Below are 18211 nucleotides of genomic sequence, written 5' to 3'. Positions count from 1 at the left end.
CTGGAGCATGGACGGCTTTTTGATACTGGAAAATGGCGCGGTATTTCAGGGCAAAGCTTTTGGCGCACCGGGGGAGAAAACCGGGGAAGTGGTGTTCAACACTTCTATGACCGGTTACCAGGAGATTTTGACTGATGCCTCCTATTGTGGTGAAATTGTAGTTATGACCTATCCCCTGCAGGGTAATTATGGCATCAATGCCGAGGATTTTGAGCATAAACAGTCCTTTGTCCGGGGCTTTGTGGTCCACGACCTCTGTGATGAACCCAGTAACTGGCGCAGCCAGTCCAGTTTGCACCGCTTTCTGGCCGAACGGGGGATTGTAGCCCTGCAAGGTATCGATACCCGGGCCCTGACCCGGATGCTAAGGCAGAAAGGCACCATGCGGGGCTTGATTACCACCAGCAAGGCGCCACTGGAAGAATGGTTGCAGACAGTGCGACAGGCTCCTACCCTTTCCATGGAGGAGCCGGTACCTACAGTTACCTGTGCCGCGCCTTATCAGGTGGAAGGAGGCGCAGGACCGCATATCGTGGTTATTGACTGTGGAGCCAAAGGCAATATCATCCGCTCCTTGCGGGAAGTGGGGGATTGCCACATTACAGTAGTGCCGGCCCGTACTGGTGCGGAAACCATCCTGGCCTATCAGCCGGACGGGGTGCTGATTTCCAATGGTCCCGGCGATCCGGAACGGGTACCTTATGTGATCAAAACCGTACAGGAATTGCTGGGGAAAGTCCCCCTCTTCGGCATCTGTCTGGGCCATCAGATTCTGGCCCTGGCCTGCGGGGCCAGAACCTACAAGCTGAAATTTGGCCATCGGGGTGCTAACCACCCGGTACAGGATCTGGAAACAGGTCGGGTTTACATCACGTCCCAGAATCATGGCTATGCCGTAGCAGAGGATTCCCTGGCTGGCTTACCTCTGCGGGTGACCATGAAAAACCTCAATGATGATACAGTGGAAGGGATCAGGCACCTGCAATATCCGGCCTTCAGTGTGCAATATCACCCGGAGGCTTCGCCCGGACCGCGGGATAACCTCTATCTTTTTGAACAGTTCTTGACTCTGGTGGGGAGGGGATAAGATGCCGAAACGGAAAGATATCAAGAAAATCATGGTGATTGGCTCCGGCCCCATCATCATCGGCCAGGCGGCGGAGTTTGACTATGCCGGCACCCAGGCCTGCCGGGCCTTGAAGGAAGAAGGCTATGAGGTGGTCCTGATTAACTCCAACCCGGCCACCATTATGACAGATAGCAATATGGCCGACCGGGTCTATCTGGAGCCATTGACTCCAGAGTTTGTGGAGGCAGTATTGCGCAAGGAACGGCCCCAGGGACTGCTTCCTACCCTGGGAGGACAGGTGGGGCTGAATCTGGCCCGCAGTCTGGCCCAGTCCGGGGTGCTGGAGGAACTGGGCGTGGAATTGCTGGGAACGCCCCTGGCGGCCATTGAAAAAGCGGAAGACCGGGAATTATTCCGCAGTTTGATGGCTGAGCTGGGGGAACCGGTTCCGGCCAGTGAAATTGTGGAGCAATGGGAAGAGGCCCGGGCCTTTGCCGAAAAGATTGGTTTTCCCCTCATCATCCGGCCTGCTTACACTTTGGGCGGCACCGGTGGCGGGATTGCGCATAACTGGGAACAGCTGGAGGAAATTGTCCGCCGGGGCCTGAAGCTGAGTCCTATCGGCCAGGTGCTGGTGGAACAGAGTGTGGCAGGCTGGAAAGAAATAGAATATGAGGTGATGCGGGATAGTGCCGATAACTGTATCACCATCTGTAATATGGAGAATATCGACCCTGTGGGTATCCACACCGGGGACAGCATAGTGGTGGCTCCCTCTCAGACCCTCAGTGACAAGGAATACCAGATGCTGCGGTCTGCGTCCTTGAAAATCATCCGGGCCCTGGGTATTGAGGGAGGCTGTAATGTCCAGTTTGCTCTGGACCCCCATAGTTTCCGCTATGTGGTGATTGAGGTAAATCCCCGGGTCAGCCGTTCTTCCGCTCTGGCCTCCAAGGCTACCGGCTATCCCATCGCCAAGGTGGCAGCCAAAATTGCGGTAGGATTGACTCTGGCGGAAATTCCCAATGCGGTAACGGGTAAAACCAAAGCCGCCTTTGAACCAGCCCTGGATTATTGTGTGATCAAGATTCCCCGCTGGCCTTTTGATAAATTCACCACAGCAGACCGCCATCTGGGCACTCAGATGAAGGCTACCGGCGAGGTGATGGCCATAGACCGTACTTTTGAAGGGGCCCTGCAAAAAGCGGTGCGCTCTCTCGAAATCGGGCTGGATGGCCTCTATCACCCCCGGCTGGCGGCAGCAGCAGATGCCACTCTCTGGCATAAAGTAGAAAATCCCGATGATGAGCGGCTATTTGCTATAGCCGAGCTCATCCGCCGCGGGATGGAAGTGGATGAGCTCCATCAGCGCAGCCGGATAGACCGCTGGTTCCTGCGCAAAATCCGCAATATTGTCAATTTCGAATTTGCTATCAGCGCCTGGCGGGGCAAGCCTCTGGATGACAGTCTGGCCCGGCTCTTGCAACAGGCTAAAGCCTGGGGGTTCAGCGATTTCCGGCTGGCCCGCTTACTGGGACTAAAGCCGGAGAAGATGCGGGATTTGCGCAAACTGCTGGAAGTAGCCCCTGTTTATAAAATGGTGGACACCTGTGCGGCGGAATTTGAGGCGGAAACTCCCTATTATTACTCCACTTATGACCAGGAAGATGAAGTAGAGAGCAGCCCGCGGCCGAAAGTGGCGGTGCTTGGCTCTGGCCCTATCCGTATCGGCCAGGGGATTGAGTTTGACTATTGTTCCGTACATGCCGTCTGGGCTTTGCAGAAAGCCGGTTATGAGGCGGTGATTATCAATAACAACCCGGAAACGGTTTCCACCGATTTTGATACTGGAGACGCCCTCTACTTTGAACCCCTGACGGTAGAGGATGTCCTCAATGTGCTGGAAAAGGAAAAGCCCCTGGGCGTGCTGGTGCAGTTTGGCGGGCAGACGGCCATTAACCTGGCCGCTCCCCTGGCCCGGGCAGGGGTGAAAATCCTGGGAACGACGGTGGAAAACATTGACCGGGCCGAAGACCGGAAGAAGTTCGATCAGGTTCTGGAAGACCTGGACATTCCCCGGCCCCCGGGCCGCACAGTCTTCTCCGTTGATGCTGCCGTCAGGGCCGCTGAGGAAATCGGTTATCCGGTACTGGTGCGTCCCAGTTATGTCCTGGGGGGCAGGGCAATGGAAATAGTCTACAACCAGGAAGAGCTGCTGACCTATATGGAATGGGCAGTGGAAGTCAACCCGGAACACCCGGTGCTGGTGGATAAATATGTGGTGGGCAAGGAAGTAGAGGTGGATGCCATCAGTGACGGGGAAACGGTGGTAATCCCCGGCATTATGGAACATATCGAGCGGGCAGGGGTACACAGCGGTGACTCCATTGCCGTTTATCCTGCCCTGCATCTGGGACCGGAAGTCATTCGGCGCATTGAGGATTATACCATCCGCCTGGCTCGCCATCTGGAAGTGAAAGGTTTATTAAACATTCAGTTTGTCCTGGATGGAGAGACAGTGTATGTAATTGAGGTTAACCCCCGTTCCAGCCGGACGGTGCCCTATCTGAGCAAGGTAACGGATGTACCAATGGTGGAACTGGCTACCCGGGTAGCCCTGGGAGAAAAACTGGCCGACCTGGGCTACCGGACCGGACTGGTACCGGCCAGGGATTTTCATGCCGTCAAGGCCCCGGTTTTCTCCTTTGGTAAACTGACCCAGGTGGAAACATCCCTGGGACCGGAAATGAAGTCCACCGGGGAAGTGCTGGGGGTTGACCATGAATATACCATGGCCTTTTACAAAGCCCTGCGGGCAGCAGGCTGGCAGCTTCCCCGGGAAGGCACGGTCCTGCTCACAATTGCCGATAAGGACAAGGAAGAAGCCCTGGAGCTGGCCCGCTCATTCCTGGATCTGGGGTATAAATTGCTGGCTACGGGTGGTACCTGGCGATACTTACAACAAGCTGGATTGCCGGTAGAAAAGGTCAACAAAATCCGGGAAGGCAGCCCCCATATTCTGGACTACCTGCGGGAGGATAAAATCCAGCTGGTAATCAATACCATGACCAGAGGCAAGGTGCCCCAGCGGGATGGCTTCCAGATTCGCCGGGCAGCAGCCGAATATGGCGTCCCCTGTGCCACTTCTCTGGATACGGCCCGGGAGATGCTAAAAGTGCTGGCTGACCTTACCCGGGGCCAGAAATGGCAACTGGTCGCCCTGCAGGATTACCCGCGCCTGGGCCGAGGAGAAAGACAGTGGTATTAAGGAAAGGAGGTCAGTCCAGTGGCCGGGACCGGAGTATATAACGGGAAAATCCTGGAACACCGCCATCTCAATGATTATTACAGTCTTTTAACCATAGAAGTACCGGAAATCGCCATGTATGCCAAACCGGGACAATTTGTCATGGTAGCTTGCCGGGAGCAGGGGAGTCTGGATCCCCTGCTGCGCCGGCCCTTGAGCTTGCATAATATCCTCGCCGATGATGGGCAGATCCAGCTGCTCTACCAGCTACGGGGTAAGGGAACAACCTGGTTATGGCAGCGTAGACCCGGGGAAACTTTAAGCCTGCTGGGCCCGCTAGGCCGGGGCTTTCGTCTGCCTCCTGAGGTTAACAAGGCAGTGCTGGTGGGAGGAGGAATTGGCAATGCTCCATTGCTGCCCATTGCCCAGGTGCTGGCCCAGTTTGAGCTGGAAAGCCGCTTTTTCACCGGCGCCAGAAGCGAGGCCCATCTGGTAGGGGTGGAACCCATCGCTGCTCTGGGCATTCCGGTACATATTAGCACTGAAGATGGTTCCGTCGGTCGGCAGGGCCTGGTTACCGAGGAGCTGGCAGTTTATCTAGAACGGGAAAGGCCGGACTATCTCTATGCCTGTGGTCCTTTGCCCATGCTTAAAGCGGTAGTTAAACTAGCCCGGCAATATGGTATGGCCGGACAGGTTTCCCTGGAAGAGACTATGGCCTGTGGCATTGGCATCTGCCTGGGCTGTGACTGTGGTGGCAAAAAGGTCTGTAAGGAAGGGCCGGTCTTTGCCATCGAGGAGGTGGTGCTGAATGACTGAGCCCAACCTCACTACCAGCCTGGGGGCTTTGCAGCTGGCCAATCCGGTACTGACAGCTTCCGGTACCTGCGGCTTCGGGCTGGAACTCACTCCTTTCGGAGATTTGAACCAGCTGGGGGGAGTAATCCTGAAAGGCACTACCCTTACTCCCAGAGCAGGCAATCCAACTCCCCGTCTGGCAGAAACACCGGCCGGGGTTCTCAACGCTATCGGACTGGAAAACCCGGGGATAGAAGGATTGTGCCGGGATGTCCTGCCTCGGCTCACTGCTTTTCAATGCTCTTTTCTGGCCAATATTTCCGGCAATACAGTAGAGGAGTACGGGGAGCTGGCTGCCCGCCTGGAGGGAGAAGCGGTGATTGCAGCTATTGAAGTCAATGTCAGTTGTCCCAATGTCAAACAGGGGGGCATTATGTTCGGCACCCAGGCTGAAGCCCTGGCCGAGGTAACCAGAACGGTTAAAGCCCATACCACCAAACCGGTGATAATCAAACTTACCCCCAATGTAACGGACATCGTGGCTCTAGCCCGGGCTGCTGCTGAAGCAGGGGCTGATGCCCTTTCCCTGATCAATACCTTGCAGGGAATGGCCATTGATATCCGGCGCCGACGGCCGGTACTGGCCAATATTTTTGGGGGTCTGGCCGGACCGGCCATCAAGCCGGTGGCTTTGCGCTGTGTCTGGCAGGTTCATCAGGCTTTACCGGAAATGCCTCTGCTCGGTGGCGGAGGTATTATGAGCGGGGAGGATGCCATCGAATTTTTCCTGGCCGGTGCCAGTGCGGTCAGCATCGGTACTGCTACCCTGGTGGACCCCCGGGCTCCCTGGCGGATCCTGGCGGAAATCGAGGAGTTCTGCCGCCGGGAAGGGGTCAGGGATTTGGGTGAACTCATCGGGGCCGCCCACAGGAAGGAGGAATAATGGCCGTGGAAAAACTGATTCTGGCCCTGGATGTAGATACACTGGCGGAAGCCCAGCGCCTGGTCAGCCTCACTGCCGACTATGTAGGTATGTACAAAGTGGGGATGCAGCTTTATTATAGCTGTGGCCCTGAGTTGCTCAGCTGGTTTCGCCAGAATAACCTCAGAGTCTTTCTCGACCTGAAACTGCATGATATTCCCAATACTGTGGAACAGGCCAGCCGGGTTCTGGCCAGCTATGGGGTGGAGATGTTCAATGTCCATGCCGCCGGGGGACCAATCATGCTGAAAGCAGCTCTGGCCGGGGCTCAGGCCGGTGCAGTAGCAGGCAAGCGGCCACTGTTGCTGGCGGTTACCGTCCTGACCAGTTTTAGCCAGAGCGAATGGGAAGCCACTCTGGGGCAAAAAGAGGAAATCGGCCAGCGCGTCCAGGCCTGGGCCCGCCTGGCCAGGCAATGCGGCCTGGATGGCGTGGTAGCTTCTTCCCGGGAACTGCCTTTAATACAGCAAGCCTGTGGCCCTGAGTTCGTTACTGTTATCCCCGGCATCCGTCCTCTTTGGGCGGCAGCAGGGGACCAGCAGCGCATCATGACCCCGGCCCAGGCTCTGCGGGCAGGGGCCCATTATCTGGTGGTAGGACGGCCGATTACCGGCAGTGCTGATCCTCGCGAGGCAGCACGCCGGGTGGCAGAGGAAATGGCTGAGGTTCTAGCAGAGGGAGGTAAGATGAGATGTTAAGTCAGGCTGATGTGATTGCCATTTTCGAGAAATGTGGTGCTTTACTGCAGGGACATTTTTTGCTGACCTCAGGAAAACACAGTGACCGCTACCTGCAATGCGCCCAGGTTTTACAATACCCTGAATATACCCGCATGATCTGTGCCAGTCTGGTGGAACAACTGGGGGAAGAACCGGAAATAGATGTGGTAGTAGGACCGGCTATGGGTGGAGTGATCGTAGCTTATGAAATCGGACGGCAGCTGGGCAAACGGGCTCTGTTCACGGAACGGGAAGAGGGGAAAATGCGGTTGCGCCGCAATTTCAGCATCAGGCCGGGAGAACGGGTGCTGGTGGTAGAAGATGTTATCACCACCGGCGGTTCTGTTCAAGAGGTTATTGATGTGGTCAAAGCGGCAGGAGGAGAAGTGGTAGGGGTAGCCGTTCTGGTGGACCGCAGTAACGGCAGGGCTGATTTTGGCGTACCCCTCTACAAGGCACTAACTGTGGCAGCAGTGGCCTGGGAACCGGAAGTCTGTCCCCTTTGCCAGGCCGGGGAACCGGCAGTCAAACCGGGTTCGCGGGGTTTAAAATGAGAGAGAGGTCCCGGATTTGGGACCTCTTTTCCTTTACAGGGGCAGAACTGCTCCCTGATACTTCTCTTCAATGAATTTCTTGATTTCCGGGCTGAGCAGGACTTCACCCAGAGCCTTGATAGCTTCCTTGTTCTCGTCTCCTTTACGAACAGCGATAATATTGCCAAAGGTTTGGGCAGCCTCACTGTTTTTGTCTTCAGAAACCAGGGCATCCTTACCGGCGTTCAAACCGGCCTCGACAGCATAGTTACCATTGATGACTGCCAGATCCACATCAGGCAGGGAACGGGGAATCTGGGCGGCATCCAGTTCCTGGATTTCCAGCTGTTTGGGGTTTTCGATAATGTCCTGTTTGGTGGCCTTTAAGCCTACTCCGGGCTTGACTTTGATCAGACCGGCCTTTTCCAGCAGGAGCAGAGCCCGGGCTTCATTGGTGGGGTCATTGGGCACTGCGATTTTGGCCTTTTCCGGCAGTTGAGCCAGGTCTTTGACTTTACCGGGGTAGATACCCATCGGCTCGAAGTGAACTTTGACGGTATAAGTCAGATCCAGCTTGTTTTCCTTACTGAAGTCCTCCAGATAGGGGACGTGCTGGAAGTAATTGGCATCCAATTCACCATTAGCCAGGGCTTTGTTAGGCAAGATGTAGTCAGTAAACTCCACAATTTCCAGCTTGATGCCTTTTTTCTCCAGCAGCGGCTTGGCTGCTTCCAGAATTTCCTTGTGGGGAACGGGGGTGGCACCTACTTTAAGTACTACTGTTTCTTTGGCAGCGGGTTGTTCAGCTGCCTTTTCCTGCTGGCCGCCACAGCCGCTGATTAATCCTGCCAGCAGGGCCAGACCGGTGATGAGAGTCAGAGCTTTGCGTTTGAACATTTTTGTTACCTCCTTATTTATGTTTTTTATTGTATAGCTTGGCAAGATAGTTGCCAAAACTTTGAATGACTTGGACCAGAATAACCAGCACCGCGATGGTGGCCAGCATGATCTCGGTCTTATAGCGATAATATCCGTATTTGACCGCCAGGTCTCCCAGACCGCCGCCGCCGACAAAACCAGCCATGGCTGAATAACCGATGAGGGTAATGGCTGTAATGGTGGCACCCAGAATCAGTGAAGGGATGGATTCTGGCAACAGGACTTTAAAAATTATCTGGAGCGGGGTTGCTCCCATGGCTAAAGCTGCTTCCACCAGGCCGCGGTCCACTTCTTTGAGAGATGTTTCGACCATCCGGCCGACAAAAGGAACAGCACCAATGACCAGGGGCACTGTGGCAGCAGTAGTGCCAATAGATGTTCCCACCAGTAACCGGGTCAGAGGGATAACTGCCACCAGCAGGATAATAAAAGGGATGGAGCGGGTGGCATTGACGATAGCTCCCAGAGTCCGGTTGAGGAGAGGGCTTTCCCAGATGTGTCCTTTTTCAGTTGTTACCAGGATTACTCCCAAGGGCAAACCAAAGATATAGGATAGTACCATAGCGATGCCGGTCATATACAGGGTTTCCCCCAGGCCTACCCAGAGCAGTTGCAATTCATTAGAACTCATATTCCAGCACCTCCACCTTTAGCCCGGTTGTGTGTAAGTAGCTAAGGGCCTTTTCCACTTCCAGGGAGTCACCGCTGATGTCCAGAGTCAGGATGCCCAGGGGTTGTCCCTTGATATAGTCGATATTGCCGGCCATGATATTTACTGTTACAGCGAATTTTTGCCCCAGGGTGGCCACTATCGGTTCAGCGGCATTGACGCCGGTAAAGACAAGCCGAACCAGGCGGTGAAAACCGGGCCGGTGGACAATCTGCCGGTAGAAGTCTGATGGCAGGTCCAGCTGATACAGGCTTTCGATAAAGGCTCTGGTGGTCTCCCGGGTGGGGTGGGCAAACACATCCAGTACCGGGCCGGATTCGATAATTTCTCCAGCTTCCATGACATAGACGGTATCACAGATTTCCTTGATCACATCCATTTCATGGGTGATAAGTAAAATGGTCAGTCCCAGCTGCTGATTGATATCCAGCAATAATTGCAGGATAGACCGGGTGGTGGCAGGGTCTAAGGCTGAGGTTGCCTCATCGCATAACAGGACACTGGGATTGCTGGCCAGAGCCCTGGCGATGCCAACCCGCTGTTTTTGGCCTCCACTGAGCTGGGCCGGATAGTTGTCGGCCCGATCGGTCAAGCCAACCAGCTCCAGCAATTCATCGACGCGCTTTTTGATTTCCGCCCGGGGTACACCGGCGATTTCCAGGGGGAAGGCGATATTTTCCCGCACGGTACGAGAAGAAAGTAAGTTAAAATGCTGAAAAATCATGCCCATTTTGCGCCGGGCCTGGCGCAGCTGTTCACCCCGCAAGCTGGTAATCTCCTGTCCATCGACGACAATGGTACCTGAAGTCGGAGTTTCCAGCAGGTTGACACAGCGGATGAGTGTACTTTTGCCGGCACCGCTGTAACCGATGATGCCGGCGATTTCCCCTTTGGATACAGACAGGTTAATATTTTTCAGGGCCTGTACCGGTCCATTGGGGCCTTGAAAAACTTTACTTAGTTCAGTAATTCTGATCATTGCTACCTCTCCTGTGCTAAAAATTAAAGGCACCCGAGAGGTGCCTTTTTATACAGGTTACCTCTCTTATCTCTCAGGCAGTTTGCCTGCAGGAATTGGCACATTTCCGTCTCATAGACGGCTGTTGCCGGGTTTCATCGGGCCAGTCCCTCCACCTCTCTGGATAAGAGTCTTATCCCTATGCGTTTATCGTAAGCCAACGATAAATAAATTATCAGGTATTACAGGAAGTGTCAAGAGTTAAAACTCAATTTTTATTAATTTATTTTCCCAGGTACGTAAAATGGCATGATCTTTGGCTATTACTTTAGCGTAGTCAGGACTAACGGGGATTTTACCAAGACCACCTGGTGCGTTTACGATATACTGGGGAACTGCCAGGCCAGATGTTTGGCCTCGCAATTGGTCAATAATTTTTATTCCTGTGGTAATGGGGACACTGAAGTGAGCTGTACCCAGTACTTTTTTGGGATGGAAGATATAATAGGGACGGATTCGAACCTTGAGTAACTCCTGGTTCAGCTTTTTCATGACATGAGGATTATCATTAATACCCCTTAATAACACGGCCTGGTTGCCCAGCACCACTCCGGCCTTAATCAGGCGGTCAATGGCCTGTTTAGCTTCAGGGGTGACCTCTCGGGGATGGTTGAACTGGGTATTTATATATATAGGCGGATGCTTTTCTAATATAGCGGCCAGCTCTGGAGTAATGCGCTGGGGCAGGGTTACCAGTGCCCTGGTGCCGATGCGCTTGATTTCCACATGGGGAATCCGATCCAGCTCGGTTAATAACCAGTCCAGACGGGAATCGGAAAGCAACAGGGCATCACCGCCGGTAATCAGCACATCCCGGATTTCCGGGTTTTTCCGAATGTAATCCAGGGCCTGTTCCAGCTGATCCAGGGCCAGATGGCGATCGATTGTACCGATATTGCGTCTTCGCTGGCAATGCCGGCAGTACATGGCACACTGGTTGGTAACATTGATAATTAATCGATCAGGATAACGCCTGGTAATGCCGGGAGCAGGGGAAGAGTATTCTTCACCCATGGGATCAAGTTCTCCTTTTTCATCCTGCAGTTCCTGGATTTGAGGGATGGCTTGCAGACGCACCGGATCATCGGGGTTGTTCCAGTCCATTACAGCCAGGTAATATGGTGAAATGGCCCAGCGAAACCTTTTTCCAATGGTGTTTAAATCAGCTATCTTTTTTTCGGATAAAGGAATAAATTGCGCCAGTTGCTCCGCTGTAGTAATACGGTTACTGATTTGCCATTTCCAGTCCTGCCAGTTATGTTCTGAAGCTTGAAATGCTGTCAGGATACGTTCCTTTTGCTGAAGGAATTGTTCAAAAGTAGTGAACCCGGTTGGAATATGGTCTTTTATTTTCAGATAATCCTGGATGGTATCCTTTAGCTCACTGGCTCTGGACAGGGAAATGGACAACCTGGTATCCAGCTGTAACATAATTATCCCTCCTCTTCTAAAAATGTAAAAAATGTAAAATAAAAAACCCCGTAATTAGCGGGGTTTTTGGCGCAGACAAAAGCTATCTAAACCACCTGTCAGTACTGACGGTGGCTGAAAACCTCTATCAACGCTTACGAAGTTAGCTGACGGATTCGGGCCGATAGCTAGCCCTACGCCAAAAGGCGATTCACCCCGAAAAAGTGGTTCCCCCGCTCTTCCATCAGGAAGATTCAGCGTTATCCTATTCAATTTTTTAATATTAGTATATCTTAAACAAAGTGAATTGTCAATGTAATTAGTTGGCGACAGACAAGTCTGTCCGCTGAGCGATAGTCATGGCTACAGGTTGATTGATTATAATAGCACCTGCAGCTACTAGATCTTTTAGCGCTTGCTGGGTTGCCAGAGTCAACTCGCGCGGATGGTTAATCCGGGTAAAGATATTGATTGGGCCTGACTGGTTCAGGACCTGGCAGAGTCCAGCAGTAATGCGCTGGGGTAAGACTGCCGGGGTTCTAGTAACGATGCCGACAGAGCGGATATGGCTTATTTTCCTGATTTCCCTTAACAACCATTCCAGGCGGCGCTCAGAAAGCAAGAGGGCATCACCGCCAACCAGTACTATTTCCCGGATTTTCTTCTGCTGAGCCAGAGCATTAAGGGTAGATTGTAACAAATCTAGAGCCAGATGCCGTTCAATCAAGCCCTGCTGACAGGTCAGGGTACAATAGCTGCAATAGATGGCACACTGATTGGTTACTGTCAGCAGATACCTGGTCTCTTTTTTATCCAGCCCGACAGGACAGCCAGCCACGGTTTTGTCCCGCCAGGGCAGAACTTGCAATTTGAGTGGGTCATCAGGCTGTTCCCAGTCAATGGCTGCCAGGTAATGAGGGGTGATGGCCCAGCGTCTATGGGCTGAAGCATTTCTAAGCAGAGAAATTTCCTTTTCAGTTAAAGGGAGAAAATGAGCCAGGTCAAGAGGACTGGAGATGCGGTTAGCCAGATGCCAGCGCCAATCCTGCCACTCAGCCTCGCTGGCCTGCAGGTGCTTAAGGATAATGGATTTTTGCTGCTGGTACTTCTGGTTTCGTTCCATCTTCACTCCTCCTTTCCAATCATTCTATATACATCAGGAATGGTCAAAAAGTCAATGCCTTTTTGCAATTTTTCTGGTATAATTAGATAGAAAACTTGAGCGAAGGGGTGTTAATCTTGACCAATGTATCGGGTTGGCTGGCTTTTGCCGCTGGTGTAGTTTCCTTTGCTTCACCCTGTGTATTACCTTTGATTCCCGCCTATGTAGCTTATCTGGCTGGCAGTACCCAAAATGCCACTCTTGCCGAGGGGAAACGGCTCAGACTTTTAACCAGGGCGCTTTTGTTTATTCTAGGTTTTTCATTGCTTTTCATTTTGCTGGGAGCATCTGCCAGTGCAGTGGGCAAACTACTGTTGCAATATAAAGACATATTACGCCGAATAAGCGGGGCATTGATTATCATTTTTGGCCTGTTTATGACAGGGCTGCTGCCACTGGAGATGTTCTACCGGGAAGTGCGCTGGCAGGCCACTCCCCGGGCTGGTGGATTAGGGGCTTTTTTGCTGGGCCTGGCCTTTGCGGCCGGCTGGACTCCCTGTGTGGGGCCTATCCTTTCGTCTATCTTGCTTTATGCCAGTACGGAGGCTACTGTCAATAAAGGCATTTATTTACTTTCCCTTTATTCTCTGGGACTGGGTTTACCTTTTCTGGTTACTGCCCTGGCTGTTGACAAATTTCAGTCGGCATTAAACAGGATGGCCAGGTTTTTGCCCGTGGTTTCCCTGGTGGCCGGGGTGATTATGATCATCCTGGGGATCCTGATTTTTACCAATAAACTGGGGCTGATTGCCGGATATTTTTCCTGGTTGGCCATCTAGACGGGGTGAGAGGATGGAAAAGAGGGAAATAGTTTTCCAGGTGTTACAAGGACTCAAACCAGAAGTAACTCCCTGGGGAGAACTGCTGGCTCCTGCTGACCTAACCGGTTCCACCTGGGAAGAGAAAAGTCAGTTCTGGCAACAGTACGGCGCTTTCCTGGTCGTGGAAGGGCCGGAGCGGCCAGCGCCTCAGGATACCGGGCTGGAAATCGAAGGCAGAAGAATCTGGCTGGATGAATGGGGACGTTTTTTCTTCTGGTGGGAAGATTGCCCCCTTTATGTGGAACCGGCGGTGGATTTTTTGCGCTGGGAAACTACCATTAACTGGCCGGAAGCGACTGCATACGATTACGGTTATTTCAGGCGCTGGCGGCAGGAGAGTGACCTGTTTGTCTTTGCCCTGCTGGATGGCCCATATCAGCTGGCCAGTACGCTGGTGGAGTATACCGCTTTCCTCAATGCCTGTGAAAACAATACGGAGAAGATGGGGCAGTTCTGGCAGGCCCTGGGGGAATACCAGCTGGAACTGGCCCGGCTGGCCATTCAGGCCGGGGCCCAGGGGATAATAATCGCCGATGATTTTGCCAATCAACTGGGCCCGGTAGTACCAGGCCATATTCTGGCGGTAGCTCTGTTTCCTGTTTATGATTTCCTGGCCCGGGAGTTAGAAAAGGATGGTATACCGGTATTATTGCATTGTGATGGGGACTTGCGTTCCATCTTGCCAGCCCTGACCCGTACCCGCTTACGGGGCATACAGGGACTGGAGTGGGCCTGTGGCCAGGATCTGGGCGATGCGGAACTGGTCAAGTTGCTAGGGAACCTGCTGGTGATGGGTAATCTGGATCCAGGCTGGCTGGAAGGGAATATCAGCCCGAAGGAATTTGAACAAAGGCTGGCGAAGGTCTGTGCTGCTGGTCGCACATTGCCGGGTGGGCATATTCTCGCCACCAGCAGCGGGTTAACCCGTAGAACCAGGAAGGAGTATCTGGATTTATTAAGCAAGAGATAAAAAAGGGGCAGGGCCAATTTCCGATCACCCTGCCTTTAAAAACATTACAAGAAAATATATGAGTTATGGGAGGTAAGAAGGGAGAAATAGCGTTGCGGAGGCAAGTGATAGTGAAGGTGTTCACTTAACCTCGACACAGTAATGATAACACTTATTTGCTCTTTTGGCAAGAGGTTGGCAAAAAATTTAATTTTTCAGAAAATGATAGGATAGGGCCAGCAGAAAAGCAAGTCCTGCATACCCTAGCAGGGGATAGAGGGTTTCTACCAGTAAGCTGAAAGGATAGTGGGAAAAGAGAATGGCTGCGGCCAGCAGGATGAAAGACCAGAAGAGGGGAGGTTTACCCCATTTATCCTGTAAACGGACAGCCAGACCAAAGAGATTGGCAATCATGGTAGTGAAGATTTCGGTCCACAGCACCAGGATAACAATCAGGCGGATAAAAAATGGGTGTGGCTTGACAATATACAGGATAGGGATTTCGAAGTCCAGGATCTGGGGAAAATGAACCAGCACCACCAGGGCAATCAAAACAGTAAGCAAGCCTATCCCGAGCGCACCCAGCCAGGCTCCCAGATAAAGGGGGCTGCTTTTTTGACTTTGGCCACCCAAAGGGGCTAAAATAGTGGCAGATAAAATCAGATTATAGGAGAGGTATAAAAGGGAAGCCAGCAGCCAGTGGGGCGCTACTCCTGGGCTGGCGGGAGGTTGGGCCATTACTTCCCAGCTCAGGCCGTGATAAAAGAGGGAATAAAGGCTGATCCCCAGAACCATAAGGATCAAGAGGGGCACCAGCCAGGCATTGGCGGCCAGGATGCCGCGAACACCAAAAAAGAGAACCAGCAAGGCGAGCAAGGCAGCCAGAAGAATTCCCCACCAACGGGACAGGCCCAGATGTTCTTCAAAGACAGCTCCGGAAGCTGCAAGCATGATTAGCAGGGTGGAAAAAAGAAAGGCATTGAGCAGCCAGTCGAGAAAACTACCCAGCAGGGGGCCAAACAGCAGACGAAAGAGAGCAGCGTGGCTGCTGGCATTAATTTGCCAGGCAAAGCGCATGACCAGCATACCAAAAAAGCCAAAGCCGAAAGTGGCCAGTAAAATGCCCCAGAGGCCCTGGGTGCCGTAGGAAGAAAAAAACTGCAGGGTTTCCTGACCGGAGGCAAATCCTGCACCTACCATGGTACCAATATAGGTGGCGGCAATTTGCCAGGTAGAAAAATTTTCTTTTTTAACCATGCACTTACCTCCTGCTTCAGTGTACAATTAAAATATATGCAGGAGGGATAGGGGAGAAGAAGATGCAATCCATACCTGTTTCTGTCAGTAAACAGAAAAAGGTGATATTGATTATTATTGACTCCCTCAATCCGGCTGTGGTCAGGGATTGCCTGGAGCAGGGAATGGTTCCAGGACTGGAGTTTCTGGTCAGGCGGGGACGGATTTTTTACGATTGTGTCAGTGTTTTCCCCACCATGACCCCTACCTGTACCAGTTCCATTGTTACTGGTACCTACCCGGATTTACACCAGGTTCCCGGATTTGTCTGGTTCAGCCGCTGGGAGAAGCGGATGATTAACTATGGCGCCAGTTTTACGGCTATCTGGAAATTGGGCCTGCCTACAGTGATGCAGGACCTTATCTTTAACCTCAATGGGCGGCAGTTAAGCCGAAGAATAAAAACTGTGTATGAGCTGCTGGAAGATCAGGGATTAACGACTGCGGCCATAAATTTCTACATTTTTCGCGGCCGCCAGGTTTTTGAAACCAGAATTCCCTGGCTGATTAACCTCCTGACCAGATTTCGCCTGGCTGGCAGGTTAATGGGGCCCAGTCTGCTGGTACTGGGCGAAATCTGCCGTCCGGCCAGGTTGTTTAAAGATGATGAATTCTGGGCTCCGGCCGGGCCGCTGAATAAATTCGGTGTTAATGATGAATTTTCCGGGACAGTGACCAGCTATCTGATCAGCCATGGGCATCAGCCGCCCTTGATGCTGGTCTATTTGCCCGATAATGATGGATACTGTCATCGCCATGATCCCCTGACTGCCTATGAGAGCCTGATGCGGGCCGATCGGCAGATTTGTAAAATTCTGGATGCCTATCCCAGCTGGGAACAGGCTCTGGCTGAAACGGTATTTATCGTAACGGGAGACCACAGCCAAAGCAGGATATTAAACAGTCCGGAAGCTATTATTGACTTGCCCGCTTTGCTGGCTCCTCTGAAACAGGTTCCCCTGGGTCGCAAACTGGCATTGCCTGGGAAGGATATTGCCATTGCTCCCAATGAACGGGCGGCCCATATCTATATCCTGCGTCGTAAGCCCCTGAAACGGGCCCGGGTCATGCAAAAACTGCTGGAGCTCCTGGAAGGGGATAGCCGCATTGATCTGATTCTCTGGAAAGAGGAATGGCAGGGGATGACCAAATTCTGGATCAAAAATGGTAATCGGGCTCTCTGGTTTGTTAAAGGAGGCACTGGCCGAGATCTTTACGGTAATAGCTGGCACTGGGAAGGAGACCTGTCCGCTATCGATGCCAGGGTGGAAGGGCAGTATCTGAAGTTCGGCCATTATCCCGATGCTTTTCGCCGTATTTCGGCCCTGCTGCGATCCCGCAATGCCGGGGATGTGGTCATTACTGCTGCGCCGGGTTATGAATTTGGTGGCCTGGGGTCACCTTTGCATCTGGGCTTTGGCAGCCATGGTTCTCTACATGCCGTCGATTCCCTGGTACCGTTGATTGTCTGTGGCGCTGAATGGCAGAAGGAACATCCCCGGCTGGTTGATCTGGTACCCTGGCTACTGAAATATTTTGGCATACCTTATCCTGATTATTTAGTGAATGAGGAGGGTCACAATTGAACCAGGGAATTAAAGTATTCGTTTATGGTACATTGCTGAAAGGCCAGTCCAATCACAGGCTATTGCACAGGGCACTGGCTGGTCCGGTGGCGGCTGAGGTATGGGGCTATGCCCTTTATCAGGTAACACCAGCCTATCCGGGAGCAGTACCGGATGAAGCAGGCAAAATCAAAGGGGAGATCTACTGGGTTGATGAAGAGCTGCTGCGGGAACTGGATGAACTGGAAGATTACGATCCAGATACCCATAGTGGCTTATATATCCGACAAAAAACCAGAACAGTGGATCAGCAGGAGGTATATATCTACGTCTGGACCGGACCGGTTCGACAGGAATGGGAGGTGCCATATGAACAGCAACCCTGGCACTCAGATTGGGCCGGTGATCAAAACCCGGGAACTGGAAATTGATCTGGGCGGCAAAGTCCTTAATTTTACTGTAGTGGCCAATAGTGAAGAAATTTTACCCCATACCCTGCCGGATGGAGAATCTCCCGTTTGGGTGGAGTTGTGGCCTTCGGCCCTGGCCCTGGCCCGCTGGTACTGGCAGGGGGAGGATTTGACCGGTAAAAAGGTACTGGAGCTTGGGGCAGGCCTGGGGTTGCCTGGAATTGTGGCGGCTCTCAAAGGGGCATGGGTTATCCAAACTGACTATATTCCTGCCGCCGTGGAGCTGGCCCGTCAGAATGCCCTCAAGAACGGGGCGGCAGCTAATATGGTTCAGCAAGTGGCAGACTGGCGTCAATTTAACATCCAGGAAAAGTTCCATATAATTACCGGTTCCGATTTTATCTATCAGCCGCTAAATCATCCGTATCTGGAGCAAATCTTTAATAACAATTTGCTACCAGGGGGGAAACTGGTTATTGCTGAATATGGCCGGGTGGATGCCCTGCGATTTTTGCAGTTTTTGGAGCAGCAGGGCTGGCAGGTCGAGCAGCAAATCTGGCCAGTGGAGCAGGGGGGCTATACTTATAAAATCAAAATTTTTCAGCTGCAAAAATAAAAGGCGC

At 52.6% G+C, this 18211-nt stretch carries 17 protein-coding genes and 2 riboswitches; of the genes, 11 read left to right on the top strand and 6 right to left on the bottom strand.

Annotated features, from left to right (window positions below; genetic code table 11):
* The first annotated feature begins 7 nt into the window (after positions 1 to 7).
* The 6 genes from carA to pyrE are packed head-to-tail and all read left to right on the top strand — an operon-like array spanning position 8 to position 7369.
* The gene (carA, locus tag B5D20_RS03640) at positions 8 to 1087 is read left to right on the top strand and encodes a glutamine-hydrolyzing carbamoyl-phosphate synthase small subunit (protein WP_078664861.1); all 1080 of its coding nucleotides are present in this window, start codon (positions 8 to 10) and stop codon (positions 1085 to 1087) included.
* A 1-nt stretch (position 1088) separates the two neighbouring features.
* On the top strand, positions 1089 to 4337 hold the full coding sequence (gene carB / locus B5D20_RS03635; RefSeq protein ID WP_078664860.1) for a carbamoyl-phosphate synthase large subunit: 3249 nt from the start codon (positions 1089 to 1091) through the stop codon (positions 4335 to 4337).
* A gap of 18 nt (positions 4338 to 4355) precedes the next feature.
* Entirely contained in the window at positions 4356 to 5135 is a 780-nt protein-coding gene (locus tag B5D20_RS03630; RefSeq protein ID WP_078664859.1) for a dihydroorotate dehydrogenase electron transfer subunit, read from the top strand.
* Positions 5128 to 6057: a dihydroorotate dehydrogenase gene (locus B5D20_RS03625; RefSeq protein WP_078664858.1), complete on the top strand. Its 930-nt coding sequence runs from the start codon at positions 5128 to 5130 to the stop codon at positions 6055 to 6057. The genes B5D20_RS03630 and B5D20_RS03625 overlap by 8 nt, the downstream gene beginning before the upstream one ends.
* The gene (pyrF, locus tag B5D20_RS03620; protein WP_078664857.1) at positions 6057 to 6794 is read left to right on the top strand and encodes an orotidine-5'-phosphate decarboxylase; all 738 of its coding nucleotides are present in this window, start codon (positions 6057 to 6059) and stop codon (positions 6792 to 6794) included. The genes B5D20_RS03625 and pyrF overlap by 1 nt, the downstream gene beginning before the upstream one ends.
* Positions 6788 to 7369: an orotate phosphoribosyltransferase gene (pyrE, locus tag B5D20_RS03615; protein ID WP_078664856.1), complete on the top strand. Its 582-nt coding sequence runs from the start codon at positions 6788 to 6790 to the stop codon at positions 7367 to 7369. The genes pyrF and pyrE overlap by 7 nt, the downstream gene beginning before the upstream one ends.
* A 33-nt stretch (positions 7370 to 7402) precedes the next feature.
* Here the strand turns inward: pyrE and B5D20_RS03610 are convergent, their stop codons facing one another.
* The 5 genes from B5D20_RS03610 to B5D20_RS03590 all read right to left on the bottom strand — a co-directional run bounded on the left by B5D20_RS03610 (position 7403) and on the right by B5D20_RS03590 (position 12508).
* Positions 7403 to 8245, bottom strand: a complete 843-nt coding sequence (locus B5D20_RS03610) for a MetQ/NlpA family ABC transporter substrate-binding protein (protein WP_078664855.1) — start codon at positions 8243 to 8245, stop codon at positions 7403 to 7405.
* 13 nt (positions 8246 to 8258) lie between these two features.
* A complete protein-coding gene (locus tag B5D20_RS03605; protein ID WP_078664854.1) occupies positions 8259 to 8918 on the bottom strand; it encodes a methionine ABC transporter permease in 660 nt (219 codons plus the stop codon).
* Entirely contained in the window at positions 8908 to 9936 is a 1029-nt protein-coding gene (locus tag B5D20_RS03600) for a methionine ABC transporter ATP-binding protein (protein WP_078664853.1), read from the bottom strand. The genes B5D20_RS03605 and B5D20_RS03600 overlap by 11 nt, the downstream gene beginning before the upstream one ends.
* 63 nt (positions 9937 to 9999) lie before the next feature.
* Positions 10000 to 10106: riboswitch (SAM riboswitch) on the bottom strand.
* A gap of 70 nt (positions 10107 to 10176) precedes the next feature.
* Entirely contained in the window at positions 10177 to 11406 is a 1230-nt protein-coding gene (eam, locus tag B5D20_RS03595; protein WP_078664852.1) for a glutamate 2,3-aminomutase, read from the bottom strand.
* A gap of 117 nt (positions 11407 to 11523) precedes the next feature.
* Positions 11524 to 11655, bottom strand: a riboswitch (cyclic di-AMP (ydaO/yuaA leader).
* A gap of 49 nt (positions 11656 to 11704) precedes the next feature.
* Positions 11705 to 12508, bottom strand: a complete 804-nt coding sequence (locus tag B5D20_RS03590; RefSeq protein WP_078664851.1) for a hypothetical protein — start codon at positions 12506 to 12508, stop codon at positions 11705 to 11707.
* 116 nt (positions 12509 to 12624) lie between these two features.
* On the opposite strand from B5D20_RS03590, the gene B5D20_RS03585 reads away from it, so the two are divergent.
* Positions 12625 to 13326, top strand: a complete 702-nt coding sequence (locus B5D20_RS03585; RefSeq protein WP_078664850.1) for a cytochrome c biogenesis CcdA family protein — start codon at positions 12625 to 12627, stop codon at positions 13324 to 13326.
* A gap of 13 nt (positions 13327 to 13339) precedes the next feature.
* Positions 13340 to 14338: a uroporphyrinogen decarboxylase family protein gene (locus tag B5D20_RS03580; RefSeq protein WP_078664849.1), complete on the top strand. Its 999-nt coding sequence runs from the start codon at positions 13340 to 13342 to the stop codon at positions 14336 to 14338.
* 186 nt (positions 14339 to 14524) lie between these two features.
* Here the strand turns inward: B5D20_RS03580 and B5D20_RS03575 are convergent, their stop codons facing one another.
* Positions 14525 to 15574 carry a YkvI family membrane protein gene (locus B5D20_RS03575; RefSeq protein WP_078664848.1) on the bottom strand — a complete coding sequence of 350 codons (1050 nt, stop codon included), beginning with the start codon at positions 15572 to 15574 and terminating at the stop codon, positions 14525 to 14527.
* A gap of 62 nt (positions 15575 to 15636) precedes the next feature.
* On the opposite strand from B5D20_RS03575, the gene B5D20_RS03570 reads away from it, so the two are divergent.
* Genes B5D20_RS03570 through B5D20_RS03560 form a run of 3 tightly spaced genes read left to right on the top strand, consistent with a single transcriptional unit; the run spans position 15637 to position 18204 of the window.
* Complete coding sequence (locus tag B5D20_RS03570; protein ID WP_078664847.1) at positions 15637 to 17199, top strand: alkaline phosphatase family protein; 1563 nt, start codon at positions 15637 to 15639, stop codon at positions 17197 to 17199.
* Positions 17196 to 17609 carry a gamma-glutamylcyclotransferase family protein gene (locus B5D20_RS03565; RefSeq protein ID WP_078664846.1) on the top strand — a complete coding sequence of 138 codons (414 nt, stop codon included), beginning with the start codon at positions 17196 to 17198 and terminating at the stop codon, positions 17607 to 17609. Before B5D20_RS03570 ends, B5D20_RS03565 begins: the two co-directional genes overlap by 4 nt.
* A complete protein-coding gene (locus B5D20_RS03560; RefSeq protein WP_078664845.1) occupies positions 17548 to 18204 on the top strand; it encodes a class I SAM-dependent methyltransferase in 657 nt (218 codons plus the stop codon). The genes B5D20_RS03565 and B5D20_RS03560 overlap by 62 nt, the downstream gene beginning before the upstream one ends.
* Positions 18205 to 18211: the final 7 nt, after the last annotated feature.

This window comes from Carboxydocella sporoproducens DSM 16521 (genome assembly GCF_900167165.1).
In the GTDB taxonomy this organism is placed as follows: Bacteria; Bacillota.
The sequence above is the reverse complement of the archived record's forward strand: the minus strand, read 5'-3'. Positions and strand labels throughout refer to the sequence as shown.